The sequence below is a fragment of the Streptomyces pristinaespiralis genome, assembly GCF_001278075.1.
GTDB classification, from domain to species: domain Bacteria; phylum Actinomycetota; class Actinomycetes; order Streptomycetales; family Streptomycetaceae; genus Streptomyces; species Streptomyces pristinaespiralis.
This window is the reverse complement of record NZ_CP011340.1, coordinates 6175939-6193288: the sequence shown is the minus strand read 5'-3', so window position 1 is coordinate 6193288 and position 17350 is coordinate 6175939. Positions and strand designations below refer to the sequence as shown.

The window sequence follows — 17350 nt, the reverse complement described above, 5'->3', positions numbered from 1 at the left end:
TGGGGGCATGCGCGCTGCCCGGCTGATCAAAATGGTCCTGCTGCTCCAGTCGCGGCCCTCCATGACCGGCGCCGAGCTCGCTCGGGAGCTGGAGGTCTCCGAGCGCACCGTCACCCGCGACGCGCTCGCCCTGTCGGAGGCCGGAGTTCCGGTCTACGCGGACCGCGGCCGGGCCGGCGGATACCGGCTGATCGGCGGGTACCGCACCCGGCTCACGGGGCTCGGGCGCGACGAGGCGGAGGCCCTGTTCCTGTCGGGGCTGCCGGGCGCCCTGCGCGACATGGGGCTCGAGGACGCGGCGTCCGCGGCACGCCTGAAGGTGTCCGCGGCGCTGCTCCCCTCTCTGCGGAACGCGCCCGAGTCCGCGGCCCGGCGCTTCCACCTCGACGCCCCCGGCTGGTACCAGGAGCCGAAGACCCCCGACCTGCTGCCGGTCCTCGCGGAGGCGGTGTGGGACGACCGCCGCGTCCAGGCCGCGTACCGCCGCGGGGACACCGAGGTGGAGCGGCTGCTGGAACCGTACGGGCTCGTGCTGAAGGCGGGCGTCTGGTACCTGTGCGCGCGGGCGGACGGCACGCTGCGGGTCTACCGCATCGACCGGTTCTCGTCGGCCGAGGCGGACGGGGAGCGGTTCGAACGGGACCAGGACTTCGATCTGGCCGCCTTCTGGCGGGAACGCGCCGCGCAGTTCGCCCGGTCGATCCTCCGCGCGGAGGCCGTCGTCCGGGTGAGCGGGGACGGCGCGCGCCGGCTGCCGTACGTGACGGACCGCGCCGCCGCCGAGGAGGCCCTCGCGGCGGCCGGTCCGCCGGACGGCCAAGGGCGGGTGACGGTGACGCTGCCCGTCGAGTCGCTGGACGTGGCGTACGGCCAACTGCTGTCCCTGGGGCCCGAGGTGGAGGTCCTCGGGCCGCCGGAGCTGCGGGAGCGCTTCGCGCGGGCGGCGGCCGCGCTGGCGGACCTCTACCGGTAGTCCTCCACCGCCGGTGTGCCGCCCTTCTGTTCGGCCAGCATGAATCCCCAGACGTCCGGCCGGCTGCCGTCCGCGTCGGTCACGCCGTACTCCCTGGCCAGCAGGCCGCTGTCGAGGGAACGGCCGTTCCAGCGGGACCGCTCGGGGTCGGCGGCGAGTGCCGCGACGCCCCTGGCCAGGTACACGGGCGACTCGGAGAGGGCCCAGTGCTTCTGCTTGTCGATGCCGTCGCGCCAGTTGTCCTCCGTGAGGCCGAAGATGTCGAGCATCTCCTCGGAGCGGATGAATCCGGGGGTGACGGCCACGGCGGCGCAGCCGACGGTCTTCAGCTCCTCGCCGAGGGTGAAGGCCATGCGGATCGGGCCGTTCTTGGCGAGGTCGTAGTAGAAGTTCTCGCGGAACCCCTTGTTCGTCTCCGCGGTGCCGTCGGTGACCTCCACGACCAGGCCGCCCGGCTCACGGACGAGCAGGGGCAGGGCGATGCTGCTGGTGATGATGTGGCTCTTCACGCCGAGGTCGAGCATCCGCAGCCCGCGCTCGAGGTCGACGTCCCACATCCGGGTGTCGAAGTCGAGCAGGAAGTTTCCGCCCCAGAGGTCGTTGACGAGGATGTCCAGCCGTCCGTGGTCGCGTTCGACGCGCCGGAGAAGCGCCCTCACCTGCTCCGGCTCGAGATGGTCGGTGGGCACCGCGATGCCCTCGCCGCCGGCCTCCGTGACGAGTTCCGCGGTCTCCTCGACGGTCTCCGTGGCGCGGCCCACCTCGCTGACCCTGGTGCGGGTGGTCCGGCCGGTCACATAGACGGTCGCGCCCGCGGCGCCGAGTTCCACGGCCATGGCACGTCCCGCGCCTCGCGTGGCGCCGGCGACCAGTGCGATTTTGCCGCCGAGCGGCTTGTTCGTCGTCGTCATGAGCCGACCGTCGCACGTAAACCGGACACCTTCTGTCGGGCTTGGGCCGACCGGAGCCCCGTATTGCGAAACAGCGGCGTTTCGGCATGCTCCGCGTGCGACGGCCCCCGCCAACCACGATGCTGGACCCGTGATGGACGAGACGGAGTTCTGGGAGATCATCGACAGCACCCGCGAGGCCGCCGAGGGCGACCCCGAGGAACACGCGGAGCTGCTCGTCGAACGGCTGCTGCAGCTCGACCCCGACTCCGTGCTGGACTTCGCACGGCACTTCGAGGCCCGCTACAACCGCGCCTACCAATGGGACCTGTGGGGCGCGGCGGCCGTCCTGCTCGGAGGGGCGAGCGACGACGCCTTCGACTACTTCCGCTGCTGGCTGATCGGGCAGGGGCGGGAGGTCTTCGAGAGCGCGGTGCACGAGCCGGACGCCCTGGCCGATCTGCTGGACGACTTCGACGAGGACATCGACGGCGACGGCGAGGAACTGGGCTACGCCGCCGACGAGGCGTACGAGCAGCTGACCGGCGCCGACGCGCCCGACCTGGGCATCCCCGTGCAGTCGGCGGAGCCGGCCGGCACGCCCTTCGACCTCGACGACGACGCGGTGCTCGCCGGGCGCTTCCCGCGGCTGTGGGAGCGGTTCGGCGGCGGCTGACGGGCCGTCGGCCCCTCGGCACAAGCGCCTACGCGGCGCCCGTGAGGGAACGGCCCATCAGCACGTCGTCCACGTAGCGGCCGTCGAGGTGGAACTCGCCCGGCAGGACGCCCTCCACCACGAAGCCCTCCGCCTCGTACAGCGCCCGCGCCGGCGCGTTGTGGGAGAGCACCCGCAGGGTGATGCGGACGGCTCCCTGCCGGCGGGCCTCCTCGCACGCCGCCCGCAGGAGTGCCCGGCCGACCCCGCGGCCGCGGGCCCGCTCGGCCACGGCGAGGCCCTGGATCTGGCGGACGTGCCGGTTGCAGGCCAGCGGGGTCGGCGGGACCAGCCGGATGTACCCCAGGATCGCCCCGTGGGCGTCCTCGGCGACGAGGAAGTGTTCCGGGCGGTGGTTCGCGTCGAAGAACGCGTCGTACGGCGGCTCGGGGCGGGGTGTCACGGCATGCACCGGAGACCAGGCGGCGCGGTCCAGCTCCCCCAGCTCCGCGTCGTCGTCACGTCGTGCGGGGCGTATGTGCGACTCGGGCATGGGGCCACTGTGCCACGGCGGACCGCCGGGGCAGGATGGGGTCCATGGAGAGATCCCGAATCGCCGTCACCGGCGCCTCCGGACTCATCGGCGCGGCGCTGGTGAAGTCCTTGCGCGCGGACGGGCACGAGGTGGTGCGCCTGGTGCGGCGCCCGGCGAAGGCCGGGGACGAGGTCCACTGGGACCTGGCACGGCAGTACGTCGACGTGGCCGGCCTGGTGGGCTGCGAGGCCGTGGTGCACCTCGCCGGGGCCGGGGTGGGCGACCGGCGCTGGACGGACGCGTACCGCAAGGAGATCCGCGACAGCCGCGTCCTCGGCACGGCGGCGATCGCGGAGGCCGTCGCCTCCCTGGACGTGCCGCCGCGGGTGCTGGTGAGCGGCAGCGCGGTCGGCTACTACGGCGACACCGACGGCCGGGCCGTCGACGAGGGCGCGCCGCCCGGGGACGGGTTCCTGCCCGAGGTGTGCGTGGAGTGGGAGGAGGCCACGGCCCCGGCGCAGGAGGCGGGCGTGCGAACGGCCATGGCCCGTACGGGACTTGTGGTGGCGCGGCACGGGGGCGCCTGGGGGCGGATGTTCCCCCTGTTCAAGGCGGGGCTCGGCGGCCGGCTGGGCAGCGGCCGGCAGTACTGGAGCTTCATCTCGCTGCACGACACCGTGGCGGCGCTGCGGCACATCATCGACACCGGGTCGCTGTCCGGGCCGGTGAACCTGACGGCCCCCGAGCCGGTGACCAACCTGGAGGCGACCGCGGCGATGGGCAGGGTGCTGCGCCGCCCGACCCCGTTCGCGGTGCCGGCGCCTGCCCTGCGGGTGGCGCTGGGCGGGCTCGCGGAGGACGTCCTGAGCAGCGGGCGGGTGCTGCCGGGCGTCCTGCTGGGCTCGGGCTTCGCGTTCGCCTTCCCCCGTATCGACGACGCGATCCGGGCGGCGCTGCGCTGAACCGGTTCCGGGTGGGGGGAGCGCGGTGTGCGCCCCCGCGCTCCGGTGCTCCGCGATGTGCGCTACCTCAGCGTGCCCCCTACCTCTTTAGTCTCGAACCGAACTCGGGTATTCCTCGGTCCTGTTGGGGGCATGAGCTCCCCACCAGCCGCGCCGACCTCGGGGAGGGGCACGTGCTCAGCACCGCTCATGATGCGGATGTCGTCATCGTCGGGGCCGGGGTCGCCGGACTGTCGGCGGCCCACCGACTGACCAGTGCGGGTGTCACGGTCAGCGTCCTGGAGGCCGCCCCGGTGGTGGGCGGCAGGATGGCCACCACGCAGCTCGACGGCTTCCGGCTCGACCGGACAGGCCAGTTGCTCAGTACCGCGTATCCGGAGCTGCGCCGCACGGCGGTGCTCCGCGATGCCGACCTGCGGATGTTCTCGCCCGGCGTGCTGGTCCCGAGCGGGGGCCGGCTGCAGCGGACCGGGGAGGTGGGGATCGCCGGGCGGTGGTCCTCCCATGCCCGGCGGGCCGTGGGACGGGGATCGGCCCATCCGGCCCAGGGCGCGGGGGTCGCATTCTCCGTCGCGCGCGCCCTCGCGAGCGCCCCTCGGCCCCGCCAGCTCGACCAGGCACGGCTGGGCGCGGCCCTGGCGAGGCTCGCCGCGACACCCGTCGACCGCCTCCTCGCCCGTCCCGAACGGGCCGCCGCGGAGGCGCTGTACGGGCGCGGTCTGCCCGCACGCACGGTGGACGGCTTCCTGCGTCCGCTGCTGTCGGCGCTGCTGGGCGACCCGGAGCTGACCGGCACCTCCAGCCGTTGCGCCGACCTCGTGCTGCGCGGGTACGCCCGCGGCCGTCTTTGCGTGCCGGCGGGCGGCGCGGCGACCCTGCCGGAGCTGATGGCGGCGGGCCTGCCGGCCGGGGCCGTACGGACCGGCGTGCGGGTGACGGACGTCGCGACGACGTCCGTGACCACGGAGGAGCTCGGCGAGATCCGCTGCCGTTCGGTGCTGCTGGCGACGGGTGCCCGGGCGGCGGCCGGACTGCTGCCGGGGCTCCGGGTGCCGTCGTTCCGTCCGGTGACGGTGGTGCACCACACAGCGCCCGAGTCCCCGCTCGGGGAGCCGTCGCTGGTGCTGGCCGCGGACCGCGGCGGGCCCGTGTCGCACACGGCGGTGATGAGCGAGGTCGATCCCTCGCGCGCCTCCGACGGCCGGGTGCTGATCTCCTCGACGCTGCTCTGCGGACCGCCGGACAACCTTGACCGCCGGGTGCGCCGGCAGTTGGCGAATCTGTACGGCAGGGCGACGGACGACTGGGAGCTGCTCGCCGTCCACCACGACCCGGAGGCGGTGCCCGCGATGCCCGCGCCGCACGACCTGCGCCGCCCGGTGCGGGTGCTGTCGGGGCTCTACGTCTGCGGCGACCACCGCGACACGGGCACGGTGCAGGGCGCCCTGTTCTCCGGGCGGAGGGCGGCGGACGCCGTGCTGAGCGACTTCGGGATCCGGCCGGGGTGCGCGGCGGCGACGCTGACCGCGGCCGCCTGAGGCCCCGCGGCGCGCGGGCCGCCCGGGTTCGGCGACAGGGCCGGGGTGAGGGTCCGGCCGGGCGGGGCCGCCACCCCGCCCGCCGGCCGGCCGAGGTCAGCCCAGGGCGGCCACCCGGTCGCGGTAGGTCCGGACCGGTGCCGCGTCGCGGTACGGCTCCAGCCGGCGCTCGAACTCGCGGACGTACTCGGTGGCCCGCACCGACCGCATCTCTGACGCCTGGAGAGCGGCCTCCGCGCCCAGTGCGCACGCCTGGTCCAGCTCGCCCAGACCGAGCCGGGCCGAGGCCAGGACGACCCGGCAGAAGAGCCGGCTGCGCGCGAAGGCGGGGGCCCGCAGCTGGAGCGAGCGTTCCGCGTGCTGCACGGCGCTGCGGTACTGCCGCAGATCGCGGTGGCAGTGGCTGAACTCGTCCGCCAGCTGTGCCTCGTCGAAGGTGCGCGCCCAGTGCGGCACGTCGTCGCCGGGCCGTGTCGCCTCCAGCGCGCGTTCGGCCCGAACCAGCGCGGCGGTGCACGCCCGCGCGTCGCCGAGCACCGCGTGCCCGCGCGCCTCCGCGCACTGGAGCAGCGCCTGGACCGGCGGCGGGGCGGAGGGCCCCACCCCCTGCTGGGCGACCCGGGTCAGCTGCACGGCCTCCCGGCCGTGCCCGAGGTAGACGGCCTGCCGGCTCATGGTGACCAGCACGTACGACCCGTACGCCCGGTCCCCCGCCGCCTGGGAGAGCCGCAGCGCCTGGACGAAGTACCGCTGGGCGAGCCCGTGGGCCGCGATGTCGTACGAGGTCCAGCCGGCCAGCCTGGTGAGGTCGGCCGCCGCGGCGAACAGGCGCCTGCCGGTCGTCTCGCCGTACGTACCGCGCAGCATCGGCTCGGCCTCGTGCTCCAGATAGCGCACCAGGGCCTGCCGGGCGTGCCCGCCCCCGTAGGCGTGGTCGAGGGCGCGGAACAGGTCGCCGACGGCGCGCAGCGCCGCGATGTCACCGCCGGAGACCTTCTGCCCCGGTCCCCGGTCGGTGGCGCCGCGCTGCCGCGGCACGGCCACCCTGGGGCCCTGCTGGGGGACCCGGCCGGAACCGGGGTGCGCCTCCCCCCGGCCGACCCGCTCGTCGGCGCCGCCGATCAGCCAGTCCCGGCTCGGCACGACCAGTCCTGCCGGTGTGAAGGCGATCTTGCGGAGTTCCGCGTGGCTGCCGGAGTCCTTGCGCCACAGACCGCTGACGATGTCCACGGCCTCCTCCGGGGTGGCGGCGAACTCCAGCCCCGCGTAGACGGGGGCGCAGGCGTCCAGCCCGAGGTCCTGGGCGGACAGCCGGCGCCCGAGTCTGCGGGTGAACACCTCCGCGATCAGCGCGGGCGTCGTTCCGCGCGGTTGCTGCCCCCGCAGCCAGCGGGTCACGGAGGTCTTGTCGTAGCGAAGGTCGAGGCCGTGCTCGAGGCCCAGCTGATCCACCCGGCGGGCGAGGCCGGCGTGGGAGAACCCGGCCTCCGCGATGAGCGCGGCGAGCTGCCGGTTGGGGGTGCGCGGGGTGGTCCGTTCCGTCATCGGTTGTGGCGTCTCCTGCCTTCCGGGCCGGGAGCAGCCCATGGGGGTACCTCCTGGGGGCGCCCCCAGGCGTAGCTCTGGGGGAGAAGCCCTGGGGGAGGAACGGCGCGAATTTAGCGGCCATCCACAGCTGTTCCGCCACCTTCGCCCCAGATTCATCCGATCGTGTGAGGATTGACGGCGGCACTGGACCGCGGTGCTGACGGTCGCCCCTGCGCGGCCGATCGGTTCCGGCCCGCCGTACAGTGGCTGGGGCCCGGTCATCCCCGGGCAGAGGTTCGAGGGAGGCACAGCCGTGAGTGACCTGCGGTTCGTCCGACTGGGGTTCGGCGACGAAGCCGTCGAGTACCAGGAGGCATGGCAGAAGCAGCGCGACGTCCACGCCGCCCGCTTCGCCGACGAGGTCCCCGACACATGCCTGTTGCTGGAGCACCCGCCCGTCTACACGGCGGGGCGGCGCACCGAGGACAGTGAGCGGCCCCTGGACGGGACGCCCGTCGTCGACGTGGACCGCGGCGGGAAGATCACCTGGCACGGCCCCGGCCAGCTGGTGGGCTACCCGATCCTGAAGCTGCCGCGCCCCGTGGACGTCATCGCGCACGTACGCCGTCTCGAGGACGCGCTGATCCGCACCTGCGCCGAGTTCGGCGTGGAGACCAGCCGGGTCGAGGGCCGCAGCGGCGTCTGGGTGCTCGGCGACCCGGTGGAGCAGCGCCCGTCGGTCGGCGGCCTCTCGCTGGACTTCGACCCGCGCCTGACGGACGACGAGTTCGACCCGCGGCTCAACGGCCCCGAGTACGCCCCCTCCAACGCCGGTCAGCGCCGCGAGGACCGCAAGCTCGCGGCGATCGGCATCCGCATCGCCAAGGGCGTCTCGATGCACGGCTTCGCCCTGAACGTGAACCCGGACAACACCTGGTTCGACAAGATCGTGCCGTGCGGCATCCGGGACGCGGGAGTGGCCTCGCTCGCGAACGAGCTGGGCCGGGACATCACCATCGCGGAGGTGCTGCCCGTGCTCGAGCGGCACCTGCGGGAGGTGCTGGAGAACGCGGAGCCGCGGCCCCGGGAGATCGTGCGCGACACCGCGCCGGTGGCGGTGCCGGAGGCGGAGAGGACGCCCGTCTGAGTCCGGGACCGCCCCCGCCGGGAGGGGCCGGGGACCCCGGCCGGGAACGCTGGCGGGAATGCGGTCCTGTGGCCACAGGTTGGCCGAACGTAAGGCCGCACTTTTAACGGGCGTACCCTGGTGTTCGCCGAAGAATCGAAGCTGTAGGGAGCCGGTCGTGTCCGCAGTCGCACCCGACGGACGCAAGATGCTGCGCCTGGAGGTCCGCAACAGCCAGACCCCCATCGAGCGCAAGCCCGAGTGGATCAAGACCCGGGCGAAGATGGGCCCCGAGTACAACCAGCTGCAGAAACTGGTCAAGAGCGAGGGACTGCACACGGTCTGCCAGGAGGCGGGCTGTCCCAACATCTTCGAGTGCTGGGAGGACCGCGAGGCGACCTTCCTCATCGGCGGTGACCAGTGCACCCGACGCTGCGACTTCTGCCAGATCGACACCGGCAAGCCGCAGGCCCTTGACCGTGACGAGCCCCGCCGCGTCGGCGAGTCCGTCGTCACGATGGACCTGAACTACGCCACCATCACCGGCGTCGCCCGCGACGACCTCGAGGACGGCGGCGCCTGGCTGTACGCGGAGACCGTCCGCCAGATCCACGCGCTGACCGCGGACCGCGAAGGCGGCCACACCAAGGTCGAGCTGCTGATCCCCGACTTCAACGCGGTGCCCGAGCAGCTGGCCGAGGTCTTCTCCTCGCGTCCCGAGGTGCTCGCGCACAACGTCGAGACCGTGCCGCGCATCTTCAAGCGGATCCGCCCCGGCTTCCGCTACGAGCGCTCGCTCGAGGTCATCACGCGCGCCCGTGAAGCGGGCCTGGTGACCAAGTCGAACCTGATCCTCGGCATGGGCGAGACCCGCGAAGAGGTCAGCGAGGCGCTCCAGCACCTGCACGACGCGGGCTGCGAGCTGATCACGATCACCCAGTACCTGCGCCCGTCGGTGCGCCACCACCCGGTGGAGCGCTGGGTGAAGCCGCACGAGTTCGTGGAGCTCAAGGAGGAGGCCGACGAGATCGGCTTCTCCGGTGTGATGTCGGGTCCGCTGGTCCGTTCCTCGTACCGGGCCGGCCGCCTGTTCCAGCAGGCGATGGAGGCCCGTGGTGCCGCCGTCGACGCCGGCTCCGGCGCCGCCCAGGCCGTGTGAATTCAGGCACAAGCAACTACCGGCCGGTAATGGCCGATCGGACGCGGTCCGTACCCTCCCCGCAGGTCGGGGGTGGGGTACGGGCCGCGTCCTCGACTCAGGATCTCCACGACCCGCGAATCGGCCCTTCATCAGCGTTTGACCGGCCGGTCATGCCCTGGTAACACCAGTCAGTGACGCTCGACTCACGCACAGCTCCCACTCACCGCCGTTCACCCCGAGGGGGAATCGCCACCATGCAGGCCGTGCCGGCACGCCACGTCAGTGCCAACCCGATCCCGTCCGTCACCGGCGCTCTGCGCGCCATGGAGTCCCTCATCCTCGGCGCCGGCCAGCGCACCGCCCGCCGCAACGCCTGGACCGCCGTCCTCGAGGACCGCCGCCGCGCCAAGGACCGGGTGGAGGCTCAGCACGTACTGGAGGCCGTGGCGACCCGCACGTCATAGGCCACGTAAACTTCGGGTATGGCGAGGAAGGCAAATTCAGACAGCGCTGACGCTGCTGCGAACCCGGGGCGACTGAAGCAGATCGCCCTGACGTACAAGATGACCCGGAAGGCCGACCCGATGGTCGGTCTTGTCGTCGCGGGTGTGGGCATCGTCACCTTCGGTGTCTTCCTCGGGATCGGCTTCCTGATCGGTCACCCGGTCTATCTGGGGATCCTCGGCTTCGTGCTGGCTTTCCTGGCGATGGCGATCATCTTCGGGCGGCGTGCCGAGCGGGCGGCCTTCGGACAGATGGAGGGCCAGCCGGGAGCGGCGGCCGCGGTCCTGCAGAACGTGGGACGCGGCTGGACCACCACCCCGGCCGTGGCGATGAACCGCAACCAGGACGTGGTGCACCGCGCCGTCGGCAAGGCCGGCATCGTGCTGGTGGCCGAGGGCAACCCGAACCGGCTGAAGGCACTGCTCGCGGCCGAGAAGAAGAAGATGAACCGCATCGTCGTGGACGTCCCCGTGCACGACATCCTCGTCGGCAACGGCGAGGGCCAGGTGCCGCTGAAGAAGGTGCGCACCACGATGCTGAAGCTGCCGCGGGTGCTCACCGGCCCGCAGGTGACGGCGGCCAACGACCGGCTGCGGGCGATGGGCGACCTGATGAGCAACATGCCGCTGCCGAAGGGCCCGATGCCCAAGGGCATGCGGATGCCGCGCGGCGGAAAGATGCGCTGAGGCGCGTCCACGCGCTTGTGCGGACGCGGAATGTGAGGCGGGGCCCGGACATCGTCCGGGCCCCGCCTCACATTCCGCGTCCCTGCCGTGCCGGCCACGTCCTGCCGGGACCGCGCTTGCATTGCCCGCGCCGGGCGCCGGGGTGGCCCCGCGTAGCGGCGTCTTCGGGCCGTGGCGCGAACCCGCGATCCGGACGTGGTCCGTGGGTGGCCGACGCGTAGCGGCGTCTCCAGGCCGTGGACCCGTCCGCCGGTGGTCGGGGTGCGTGATGCCCGAGGCGTGGCCGGTGCCTGTCGGGGCCGTGGCCGGCGTCTCACGTCCGGCGTGACCGGACGGGGCCGGGTCGTCGCGGCCAGCCGTGACCGGGGTGGCCGTGCGTCCCGCCGAGCCGCCCGCCATGGACCGCGGGGGCCGGTGCGTCCCGCCGAGAGCCGTCCGACGAACAGCACGTCCGGACGTCGCCTGGGGCCGGTGTCACGCGGGCACCTCCGGGCCGGGGCGGTGCCTCGCCTCGGGCCGTTGCCCGTCCCCGGCGGGGCCGGTGCCTCACGTCCCGCCGCGGACTGCGTGGGCCGTGCGTCGTGACTCGACCGGCCGGGGGCAGGGCTCATCCGCGATCGGCGGCGGGTGGGTCAGATGCGGACCTGGACCGCGCGGGCCAGGCGGTCGTGGAGGCCGCGGCCGTCGCGGTCCCAGACGAGTGCCGGGATCGCGAGGCAGAGGAGGGCGGTCCGGACGACGGCCCACCCGAAGGAGAGGCGTCCGCCGTTCTCGGAGGCGACCCGGAGTCCGAGGAGGCGCTTACCCGGCGTGAAGCCGACGGTGCCCACCGTCAGGACGCCGAGGGCGAGGAAGATGCCGAGGGCCCAGTTTCCGGCTGCCTGCTGGTCACCGCCCGCGAACAGGCCGTATGCGATCAGGAAACACAGCCCCCAGTCGATGAAGAGCGCGCCGAAGCGGCGTCCGAGGGGGGCGACGGAGCCCGGGCCGTGCTCCGGCAAACCCAGCCGCTGACCCCGGTACCCGAAGTCGACACCCATGTCCTCCGCGGCCGCGCGGGGCCCCGAGAGCCACGATCCGATTGCTTGCCTGTTGTCCACCCGTCCACGGTACTGCGCCCGGTTTCACCCTCCTGCGTCCGGGGCCGTTCCCGCACTGTGACCCTCGTCCGGTTAACTTCGTCGAAACAAATGGGTCATGCTGGAGAAATCCCGTCCGCCTACGGTCGATACCAGCGTGTGCCACCGCACTGGCCGCACGGACGAGCTGCAACCCCGCCCCTCCCGGGTGGGAGTAGGAGGAGTTGGATGTTCCAGAACGCCGATGACGTCAAGAAGTTCATCGCGGACGAGGACGTCAAGTTCATCGATGTCCGGTTCTGCGACCTGCCTGGCGTGATGCAGCACTTCACGATCCCGGCAGCGGCGTTCGACCCGGCCGAGGAGCTCGCCTTCGACGGCTCGTCGATCCGCGGCTTCCAGGCGATCCACGAGTCCGACATGGCGCTGCGTGCCGACCTGTCGACGGCCCGTGTCGACCCCTTCCGTCGCGACAAGACGGTCAACATCAACTTCTTCATCCACGACCCGATCACCGGCGAGCAGTACAGCCGTGACCCGCGGAACGTGGCCAAGAAGGCCGAGGCCTACCTCGCCTCCACCGGCATCGCCGACACCGCGTACTTCGGCCCCGAGGCCGAGTTCTACGTGTTCGACAACGTGCGCTTCCAGACCTCGGCGAACGAGTCCTTCTACCACATCGACTCCGAGGCGGGCGCCTGGAACACCGGCGCCATCGAGAACAACCGCGGTTACAAGGTCCGCTACAAGGGCGGCTACTTCCCGGCCCCGCCGGTCGACCACTTCGCCGACCTGCGCGCGGAGATCTCCCTGGAGCTGGACAAGAACGGCCTCCAGGTCGAGCGCCAGCACCACGAGGTCGGCACCGCCGGCCAGGCCGAGATCAACTACAAGTTCAACACGCTGCTCGCCGCGGCCGACGACCTGATGCTCTTCAAGTACATCGTGAAGAACGTCGCCTGGCGCAACGGCAAGACCGCGACCTTCATGCCCAAGCCGATCTTCGGTGACAACGGCTCCGGCATGCACGTCCACCAGTCCCTGTGGCAGGGCGGCGCCCCGCTGTTCTACGACGAGCAGGGCTACGCGGGCCTGTCCGACACCGCCCGGTACTACATCGGCGGCATCCTCAAGCACGCCCCGTCGCTGCTGGCCTTCACCAACCCGACGGTGAACTCCTACCACCGCCTGGTCCCCGGCTTCGAGGCCCCGGTCAACCTGGTCTACTCGCAGCGCAACCGCTCCGCCGCGATGCGTATCCCGATCACGGGCTCGAACCCGAAGGCCAAGCGCGTCGAGTTCCGCGCCCCGGACCCGTCGTCCAACCCGTACCTGGCGTTCTCCGCGCTGCTGCTCGCGGGCCTCGACGGCGTCAAGAACAAGATCGAGCCGGCCGAGCCGATCGACAAGGACCTCTACGAGCTGGCCCCCGAGGAGCACGCGGGCGTCCCGCAGGTCCCGACCTCCCTCCCGGCGGTGCTGGACGCCCTCGAGGCGGACAACGAGTACCTGCTGGCCGGCGGAGTCTTCACGTCCGACCTGATCGAGACGTGGATCGACTACAAGCGCACGAACGAGATCGCTCCGATCCAGCTGCGTCCGCACCCCCACGAGTTCGAGCTCTACTTCGACCTCTAAAGATCGGCTCCACCGGTCGCCCCGGTGGGACGGGCCCCAGGTTTCAGGGGCCGCCGGCCGCGCTCTTCCCTCACGGGAAGGCGCGGCCGGCGGTCGTTCCCGGCCCGGTGCCCCGCGCCGGTGGCAGGGTCGCCGCATGCCTTTCGATCACAACGATCACTACCACCGCCTGCTGTTGCACCATGCGCCCCGCGGCGGCGGCGCGGCGCTGGACGTCGGCTGCGGGACGGGGCGGTTCGCGCGGAGGCTCGCCGGGATCGGACTGGAGGTGGAGGACGTCGCGCGCCTCTCCCCGTTCGTGCGGCAGCACGTCAACATGCTCGGCCGGTACTCCTTCCAGCTTTCCGACCTGCCCGGTCGGCCTGCGGCCCCTGTGCGATAAGAACGCGGCCTGCAGCGAGCAGGCACCGGCAAGGCGTGCCGGGCCGCGGTCGGCCGAGAGGCTTCGGCGGTACGAGGGCGTCAGGCCCCTTCCTCCGGTGCGCGGGCGGTGCTGCCGGCCGGGGTGAGGCAGCGGCGCACGAGTGCGAGGGTGCGCTGTGTGACCGTTTCGAGGGGGGAGCCGTTCTCGACGGCGGCCAAGGCGGTGTGCAGCATTCCGGCGATCAGGTCGGCCGTGAGCGCGGGCTCAGGAGCGCCGAGCTCCCGGACGGCGGCGCGGAACGGTTCGACCTGCTCCAGGTGGAGTTCCATCAGCCGCTGTTGGCAGGCCGGGGGAAGGCCGGCGTTCATGAGGGCGACGGCGGGCCGGTGTGCGCCTTCGGCGCCGAGACGGAGGCTTTCCCTGAAGAACGCCTCGACGCGTTCCAGTGGGCCGTTCGCGGTGTCCAGGGCTCGGTTGAGTGCCTCGTTGGAGCGCCGGAAGGCTTCCTCCGTGATGGTGGCCAGGAGGGCTGCCGAGGAGTCGAAGTACTGGTAGACGCTGGAGCGGGCCAGGCCCGCGCGGGCGCCGACCGCCGCCGGTGTGACGGCGGCGGCGCCCTCGTTGACCAGGATGTCGATCGCCGCCCCGATCAGTGCCTCGCGTTGCTGGGCGCGGTGCTCGGCGACGGTGGAGGCGTTGATCTTCGGCATGCGGGGCGGGCTCCTGGAGGGGTGGACAGGGCCGGGAATGCGGTGCCGGTTGGCGGCCCCCGTCAGGACAGGTGGCCGTCGACCATCTCGTACACCCGGTCGGCAGCGTCCATTATCGCCGTGTCGTGGGTAACCATGACCGTGGCCGTTCCGCGCTCATGGGTCTGCTCGGCAATCAGCCGCACCGCCTCGGCGGACCGCACCCGGTCCAGTGCCGAGGTGGGTTCGTCCACCAGCAGGACGGCGGGGGAGGTCATCAGGGCGCGGGCCAGGCCCGCGCGCTGGCGCTCGCCGCCCGACAGCTGGTGCGGACGGGAGCCGGCGCGGTGGGTCAGTCCGACGGCCTCGATGAGTTCGTCCGCGCAGGCCTGGGCAGTGGTGTCAAGGCGTCCGTCGATGTGCAGGGGCAGCAGGAGCTGCTCCCTGACGGTGAGGGAGGCCAGCAGGTTCGACTGCTGGAAGACGAAGCCGATGTGGCGAAGACGGGTGGCGGTGCGTTCCTTGTCCGAAAGGGCGGTCAGCTCGGTGCCGGCGATGTGCACAGTGCCCGAGGCGGGCCGCCGGAGGCCGCCGGCGACGGCGAGGAGGCTGGACTTGCCGGACCCGGAGGGGCCGACGACGGCGACGAACTCACCGGGGGCGACGGTCAGGACGACGTGGTCGAGGGCGGTGACGGCGGCATCGCCGTCGCCGAGGGTCAGGGTGACGTCGTCCAGGCGCAGCCCGCCGGAGCGGTCGGTGTCGGCGGCGGCCTGGTGGTCGGTGGCGGGTGTGTTCATCGGGTGGCTCCCAGAGCGGTCAGGGGGTCGACGGCGGTGATGCGGCGGACGGCAACGACGGCGCCCACGGTCCCGAGGACGATGAGGAGGCCGGAGGAGGTGGCGATGGCCGGGGCGGAGAGGGAGAAGGGAGCCTTACCGATCATCGCGCTGCCCAGGGCCAGGCCGACGGCGGTGCCGAGCGCCGTGGCTCCGACGAGCACGGCGACGACCTGGGCGAGCGCGTCGCGCAGGATGTACCCGGTGGGGGCGCCCAGTGCCTTCATCAGGGCGATCTCGGGCTTGCGCTGGACGGTCCAGACGGTGAAGAACGCGCCGACGACCAGGGCGGAGATGACGTACAGGAATCCCTTGATCAGGGCCATGGTGCTCGACTCGGCCTCGTAGCCGGGGGACGCGTCGAACGTGGCCTCCTTGGTCTCGGCGACGGTCCCGGTCGCCTTTTCCACCGCGGCGACGTCGGCGCCCGGCTTCAGGGTCAGGGCGAGGGCGGTGGCCTGCCGGCTCGCGGCCTCGGGCAGGTCGCCGGGCAGGCCGTAGTGCAGATGCCGCCACGTGTCGAGGTCTGCGTAGACGACGCCGATGTGGCCGTAGGAGACGGTCTCGTCGACCAGTCCCACGACCTTCAGCCGCACCTCGCTCTTGTCCGCGGTCAGCACATCGCCGATCTCCACGCCCAGGTCGGCGATCTCCCTGGTGATCACGATGCCCGCACTGCCCTCCTTCAGGCCCTCACCCTTGCCGGGGCCGGGTGCCAAGGGGGAGTCCGGTGCCATGCCGAAGACGGCGAGGTTGACCTGCTCGCCCTTCTTGGCGCCCTGGGTCACCTGGGCATTGGCCAGGGTGTTCCCGAACGGCTCCGCGCGCTCCACTCCCGGGGCTTTGGACCATGTCTGCCAGTCCTCCTGCTCCACGGTCGAGCGGGAGAACTGATCGCTGGTCGCCTTCTCGTCGAAGGCCATGTGGGTCACGGGCAGCGCGCGCAGCCCGGATATGCCGGCGTCCGCCAGACCGGAGGCAAGCCCGGACAGGAGGACACCGAGTACGGCGATGAGCGCGACCACCGCGCCCATCAGGGCGAAGCGACCGCGGGCGAAGCGCAGATCGCGTAGGGCAAGGAACACGGAGCTCTCCGAGGGAGGAAGGAAATGAGGGCACAACAGACTGGCCACGTCGCCTTTTACCTAAACTTGACGACGTGAGCGTCGGCATCCTATCCAATGTTGCCGACACGTCCGTCTGCATGTTGTGTCGCACACGTCGGCCGGATTCTCCCCACCGGACCGCCCCTGTGCGGGTGCGGCCTGGTTTCGCCTGGGGTTTGCACCGGGTCCGCCGACCGGCCGGATCAGTCACGAGGTCCGGTCACCGAGCTGTCGATCAGGACGTCGGAGCCGGGCCGGGAATCGGTGCGGCAGCCGGACATGGCGCCGGCCCACATCAGGCGTGAGGCGGCGGTGCCGCTGCGCGGGGCGCGCGTACGGCGGCTGCTCTTCTGGCGGTATCTGCTCGTCTTCCGCGACAGCGGCTCACGGACCGGCCGCAGATCCGGTATGTACTAATACATAACATGGTTGCCTCTAATGCAGGACGGGTCTAGATTCTGGGCATGACCGCGAAGGCTCCCTCCCCCGTCACACTCACCGGCCGACATGTGCGCCTCGAACCGCTCACCGAGGACCACCTCCCGGACCTCTTCGCCGCGGGCGGGAAGGACGAAGAGGTCTGGCGCTGGCAGGGCGGGCCGGCGCCGCAGAGCGAGGCGGAGCTCGGTGACGTACTCCGCGAGCTGCTGGCCGCGGCGGAGCAGGGCACGTACGTGCCGTTCGCCGTGATCCACCTCGCTTCCGGGCGGGCCGTAGGCTGGACCACCTTCTCGGACGTCGATGTGCGGGACGAGCGCCTGGAGATCGGCTGGACCTGGTACGGACGGGCGTACTGGCGGACCGCTGTGAACACCGAGGCGAAGCTGCTGCTGCTGGGCCATGCCTTCGAGGAACTCCGCATGGGGCGGGTCCAGTTGAAGACCGACCACATGAACCGGCGTTCCCAGGAGGCGATCGCGCGTCTCGGGGCGCGGCGGGAGGGTGTGCTGAGGCGGCACCGGCGCCGGCCGGACGGGACGTGGCGCGACAGCGTGTACTTCTCGATGCTGGCCGACGAATGGCCGCCCGCTAAGGAGCGGCTGGAGGCCCGGCTGTGACCGGCGGGTCCCAGGGGCGCACCCGGCTACGATCGGGTGG

General features: G+C 72.2%; 18 protein-coding genes and 1 pseudogene. 12 read left to right on the top strand and 7 right to left on the bottom strand.

Going from position 1 to position 17350, the window contains the following annotated elements:
• Positions 1 to 7: 7 nt before the first annotated feature.
• Entirely contained in the window at positions 8 to 973 is a 966-nt protein-coding gene (locus SPRI_RS26390; RefSeq protein WP_005318518.1) for a helix-turn-helix transcriptional regulator, read from the top strand.
• Here SPRI_RS26390 and SPRI_RS26385 read toward each other — a convergent pair.
• Positions 964 to 1884 (bottom strand): SDR family oxidoreductase, encoded by a 921-nt coding sequence (locus SPRI_RS26385; protein WP_005318515.1) that lies wholly within the window; start codon positions 1882 to 1884, stop codon positions 964 to 966. The genes SPRI_RS26390 and SPRI_RS26385 overlap by 10 nt on opposite strands.
• Positions 1885 to 2017: 133 nt before the next feature.
• Here SPRI_RS26385 and SPRI_RS26380 point away from each other — a divergent pair, with 133 nt between their 5' ends.
• A complete protein-coding gene (locus tag SPRI_RS26380; RefSeq protein WP_037774876.1) occupies positions 2018 to 2539 on the top strand; it encodes a DUF4240 domain-containing protein in 522 nt (173 codons plus the stop codon).
• Between the two features lie 28 nt (positions 2540 to 2567).
• On the opposite strand, the gene SPRI_RS26375 is transcribed toward SPRI_RS26380, so the two are convergent.
• Complete coding sequence (locus SPRI_RS26375) at positions 2568 to 3071, bottom strand: GNAT family N-acetyltransferase (RefSeq protein ID WP_005318511.1); 504 nt, start codon at positions 3069 to 3071, stop codon at positions 2568 to 2570.
• 44 nt (positions 3072 to 3115) lie between these two features.
• Here SPRI_RS26375 and SPRI_RS26370 point away from each other — a divergent pair, with 44 nt between their 5' ends.
• Together SPRI_RS26370 and SPRI_RS26365 are read left to right on the top strand one after the other, a co-directional pair.
• A complete protein-coding gene (locus tag SPRI_RS26370) occupies positions 3116 to 4015 on the top strand; it encodes a TIGR01777 family oxidoreductase (RefSeq protein WP_005318509.1) in 900 nt (299 codons plus the stop codon).
• Between the two features lie 173 nt (positions 4016 to 4188).
• Positions 4189 to 5553, top strand: coding sequence for an NAD(P)/FAD-dependent oxidoreductase (locus SPRI_RS26365; protein ID WP_053557384.1), 1365 nt, complete (start codon positions 4189 to 4191; stop codon positions 5551 to 5553).
• Positions 5554 to 5649: 96 nt separating this feature from the next.
• Here SPRI_RS26365 and SPRI_RS26360 read toward each other — a convergent pair whose 3' ends face one another.
• Positions 5650 to 7098 (bottom strand): hypothetical protein, encoded by a 1449-nt coding sequence (locus SPRI_RS26360; RefSeq protein ID WP_053557383.1) that lies wholly within the window; start codon positions 7096 to 7098, stop codon positions 5650 to 5652.
• A gap of 295 nt (positions 7099 to 7393) precedes the next feature.
• Between SPRI_RS26360 and lipB the strand changes: the two genes are divergently transcribed.
• From lipB to SPRI_RS26340, 4 genes are all read left to right on the top strand, one after another.
• Positions 7394 to 8227 (top strand): lipoyl(octanoyl) transferase LipB, encoded by an 834-nt coding sequence (gene lipB / locus SPRI_RS26355; RefSeq protein WP_053557791.1) that lies wholly within the window; start codon positions 7394 to 7396, stop codon positions 8225 to 8227.
• A 157-nt stretch (positions 8228 to 8384) separates the two neighbouring features.
• Positions 8385 to 9365: a lipoyl synthase gene (gene lipA, locus SPRI_RS26350; RefSeq protein ID WP_005318500.1), complete on the top strand. Its 981-nt coding sequence runs from the start codon at positions 8385 to 8387 to the stop codon at positions 9363 to 9365.
• Positions 9366 to 9601: 236 nt separating this feature from the next.
• Positions 9602 to 9811 carry an SCO2195 family GlnR-regulated protein gene (locus SPRI_RS26345; protein WP_005318498.1) on the top strand — a complete coding sequence of 70 codons (210 nt, stop codon included), beginning with the start codon at positions 9602 to 9604 and terminating at the stop codon, positions 9809 to 9811.
• Positions 9812 to 9829: 18 nt separating this feature from the next.
• Positions 9830 to 10537, top strand: coding sequence for a DUF4191 domain-containing protein (locus SPRI_RS26340; RefSeq protein WP_005318496.1), 708 nt, complete (start codon positions 9830 to 9832; stop codon positions 10535 to 10537).
• A 632-nt stretch (positions 10538 to 11169) separates the two neighbouring features.
• On the opposite strand, the gene SPRI_RS26335 is transcribed toward SPRI_RS26340, so the two are convergent.
• Complete coding sequence (locus SPRI_RS26335; protein ID WP_005318494.1) at positions 11170 to 11637, bottom strand: RDD family protein; 468 nt, start codon at positions 11635 to 11637, stop codon at positions 11170 to 11172.
• Positions 11638 to 11844: 207 nt separating this feature from the next.
• Here SPRI_RS26335 and glnA point away from each other — a divergent pair, with 207 nt between their 5' ends.
• Both glnA and SPRI_RS37440 read left to right on the top strand, forming a co-directional pair.
• A complete protein-coding gene (gene glnA / locus SPRI_RS26330) occupies positions 11845 to 13254 on the top strand; it encodes a type I glutamate--ammonia ligase (RefSeq protein WP_005318493.1) in 1410 nt (469 codons plus the stop codon).
• A gap of 136 nt (positions 13255 to 13390) precedes the next feature.
• Positions 13391 to 13534, top strand: a pseudogene (locus SPRI_RS37440) (class I SAM-dependent methyltransferase); the annotation flags it as partial.
• A gap of 182 nt (positions 13535 to 13716) precedes the next feature.
• Here SPRI_RS37440 and SPRI_RS26320 read toward each other — a convergent pair.
• From SPRI_RS26320 to SPRI_RS26310, 3 genes are all read right to left on the bottom strand, one after another.
• The gene (locus SPRI_RS26320; protein WP_005318489.1) at positions 13717 to 14328 is read right to left on the bottom strand and encodes a TetR/AcrR family transcriptional regulator; all 612 of its coding nucleotides are present in this window, start codon (positions 14326 to 14328) and stop codon (positions 13717 to 13719) included.
• Positions 14329 to 14390: 62 nt separating this feature from the next.
• Positions 14391 to 15107 carry an ABC transporter ATP-binding protein gene (locus tag SPRI_RS26315; RefSeq protein ID WP_005318487.1) on the bottom strand — a complete coding sequence of 239 codons (717 nt, stop codon included), beginning with the start codon at positions 15105 to 15107 and terminating at the stop codon, positions 14391 to 14393.
• Positions 15104 to 16231 carry an ABC transporter permease gene (locus SPRI_RS26310; protein ID WP_005318486.1) on the bottom strand — a complete coding sequence of 376 codons (1128 nt, stop codon included), beginning with the start codon at positions 16229 to 16231 and terminating at the stop codon, positions 15104 to 15106. The genes SPRI_RS26315 and SPRI_RS26310 overlap by 4 nt, the downstream gene beginning before the upstream one ends.
• A 300-nt stretch (positions 16232 to 16531) precedes the next feature.
• Here SPRI_RS26310 and SPRI_RS37435 point away from each other — a divergent pair, with 300 nt between their 5' ends.
• A complete protein-coding gene (locus SPRI_RS37435; RefSeq protein WP_275288726.1) occupies positions 16532 to 16669 on the top strand; it encodes a hypothetical protein in 138 nt (45 codons plus the stop codon).
• Positions 16670 to 16716: 47 nt separating this feature from the next.
• Positions 16717 to 17310 carry a GNAT family N-acetyltransferase gene (locus SPRI_RS26305; protein WP_005318483.1) on the top strand — a complete coding sequence of 198 codons (594 nt, stop codon included), beginning with the start codon at positions 16717 to 16719 and terminating at the stop codon, positions 17308 to 17310.
• Positions 17311 to 17350: the final 40 nt, after the last annotated feature.

Excerpts from the sequence above, each read along its gene's own strand:
- SPRI_RS26390 (WP_005318518.1), top strand. The coding sequence starts at position 8 with ATGCGCGCTGCCCGGCTGATCAAAATGGTCCTGCTGCTCCAGTCGCGG.
- SPRI_RS26385 (WP_005318515.1), bottom strand. The coding sequence starts at position 1,884 with ATGACGACGACGAACAAGCCGCTCGGCGGCAAAATCGCACTGGTCGCC.
- SPRI_RS26380 (WP_037774876.1), top strand. The coding sequence starts at position 2,018 with ATGGACGAGACGGAGTTCTGGGAGATCATCGACAGCACCCGCGAGGCC.
- SPRI_RS26375 (WP_005318511.1), bottom strand. The coding sequence starts at position 3,071 with ATGCCCGAGTCGCACATACGCCCCGCACGACGTGACGACGACGCGGAG.
- SPRI_RS26370 (WP_005318509.1), top strand. The coding sequence starts at position 3,116 with ATGGAGAGATCCCGAATCGCCGTCACCGGCGCCTCCGGACTCATCGGC.
- SPRI_RS26360 (WP_053557383.1), bottom strand. The coding sequence starts at position 7,098 with ATGACGGAACGGACCACCCCGCGCACCCCCAACCGGCAGCTCGCCGCG.
- SPRI_RS26345 (WP_005318498.1), top strand. The coding sequence starts at position 9,602 with ATGCAGGCCGTGCCGGCACGCCACGTCAGTGCCAACCCGATCCCGTCC.
- SPRI_RS26340 (WP_005318496.1), top strand. The coding sequence starts at position 9,830 with ATGGCGAGGAAGGCAAATTCAGACAGCGCTGACGCTGCTGCGAACCCG.
- glnA (WP_005318493.1), top strand. The coding sequence starts at position 11,845 with ATGTTCCAGAACGCCGATGACGTCAAGAAGTTCATCGCGGACGAGGAC.
- SPRI_RS26320 (WP_005318489.1), bottom strand. The coding sequence starts at position 14,328 with ATGCCGAAGATCAACGCCTCCACCGTCGCCGAGCACCGCGCCCAGCAA.
- SPRI_RS26315 (WP_005318487.1), bottom strand. The coding sequence starts at position 15,107 with ATGAACACACCCGCCACCGACCACCAGGCCGCCGCCGACACCGACCGC.
- SPRI_RS37435 (WP_275288726.1), top strand. The coding sequence starts at position 16,532 with ATGGCGCCGGCCCACATCAGGCGTGAGGCGGCGGTGCCGCTGCGCGGG.
- SPRI_RS26305 (WP_005318483.1), top strand. The coding sequence starts at position 16,717 with ATGACCGCGAAGGCTCCCTCCCCCGTCACACTCACCGGCCGACATGTG.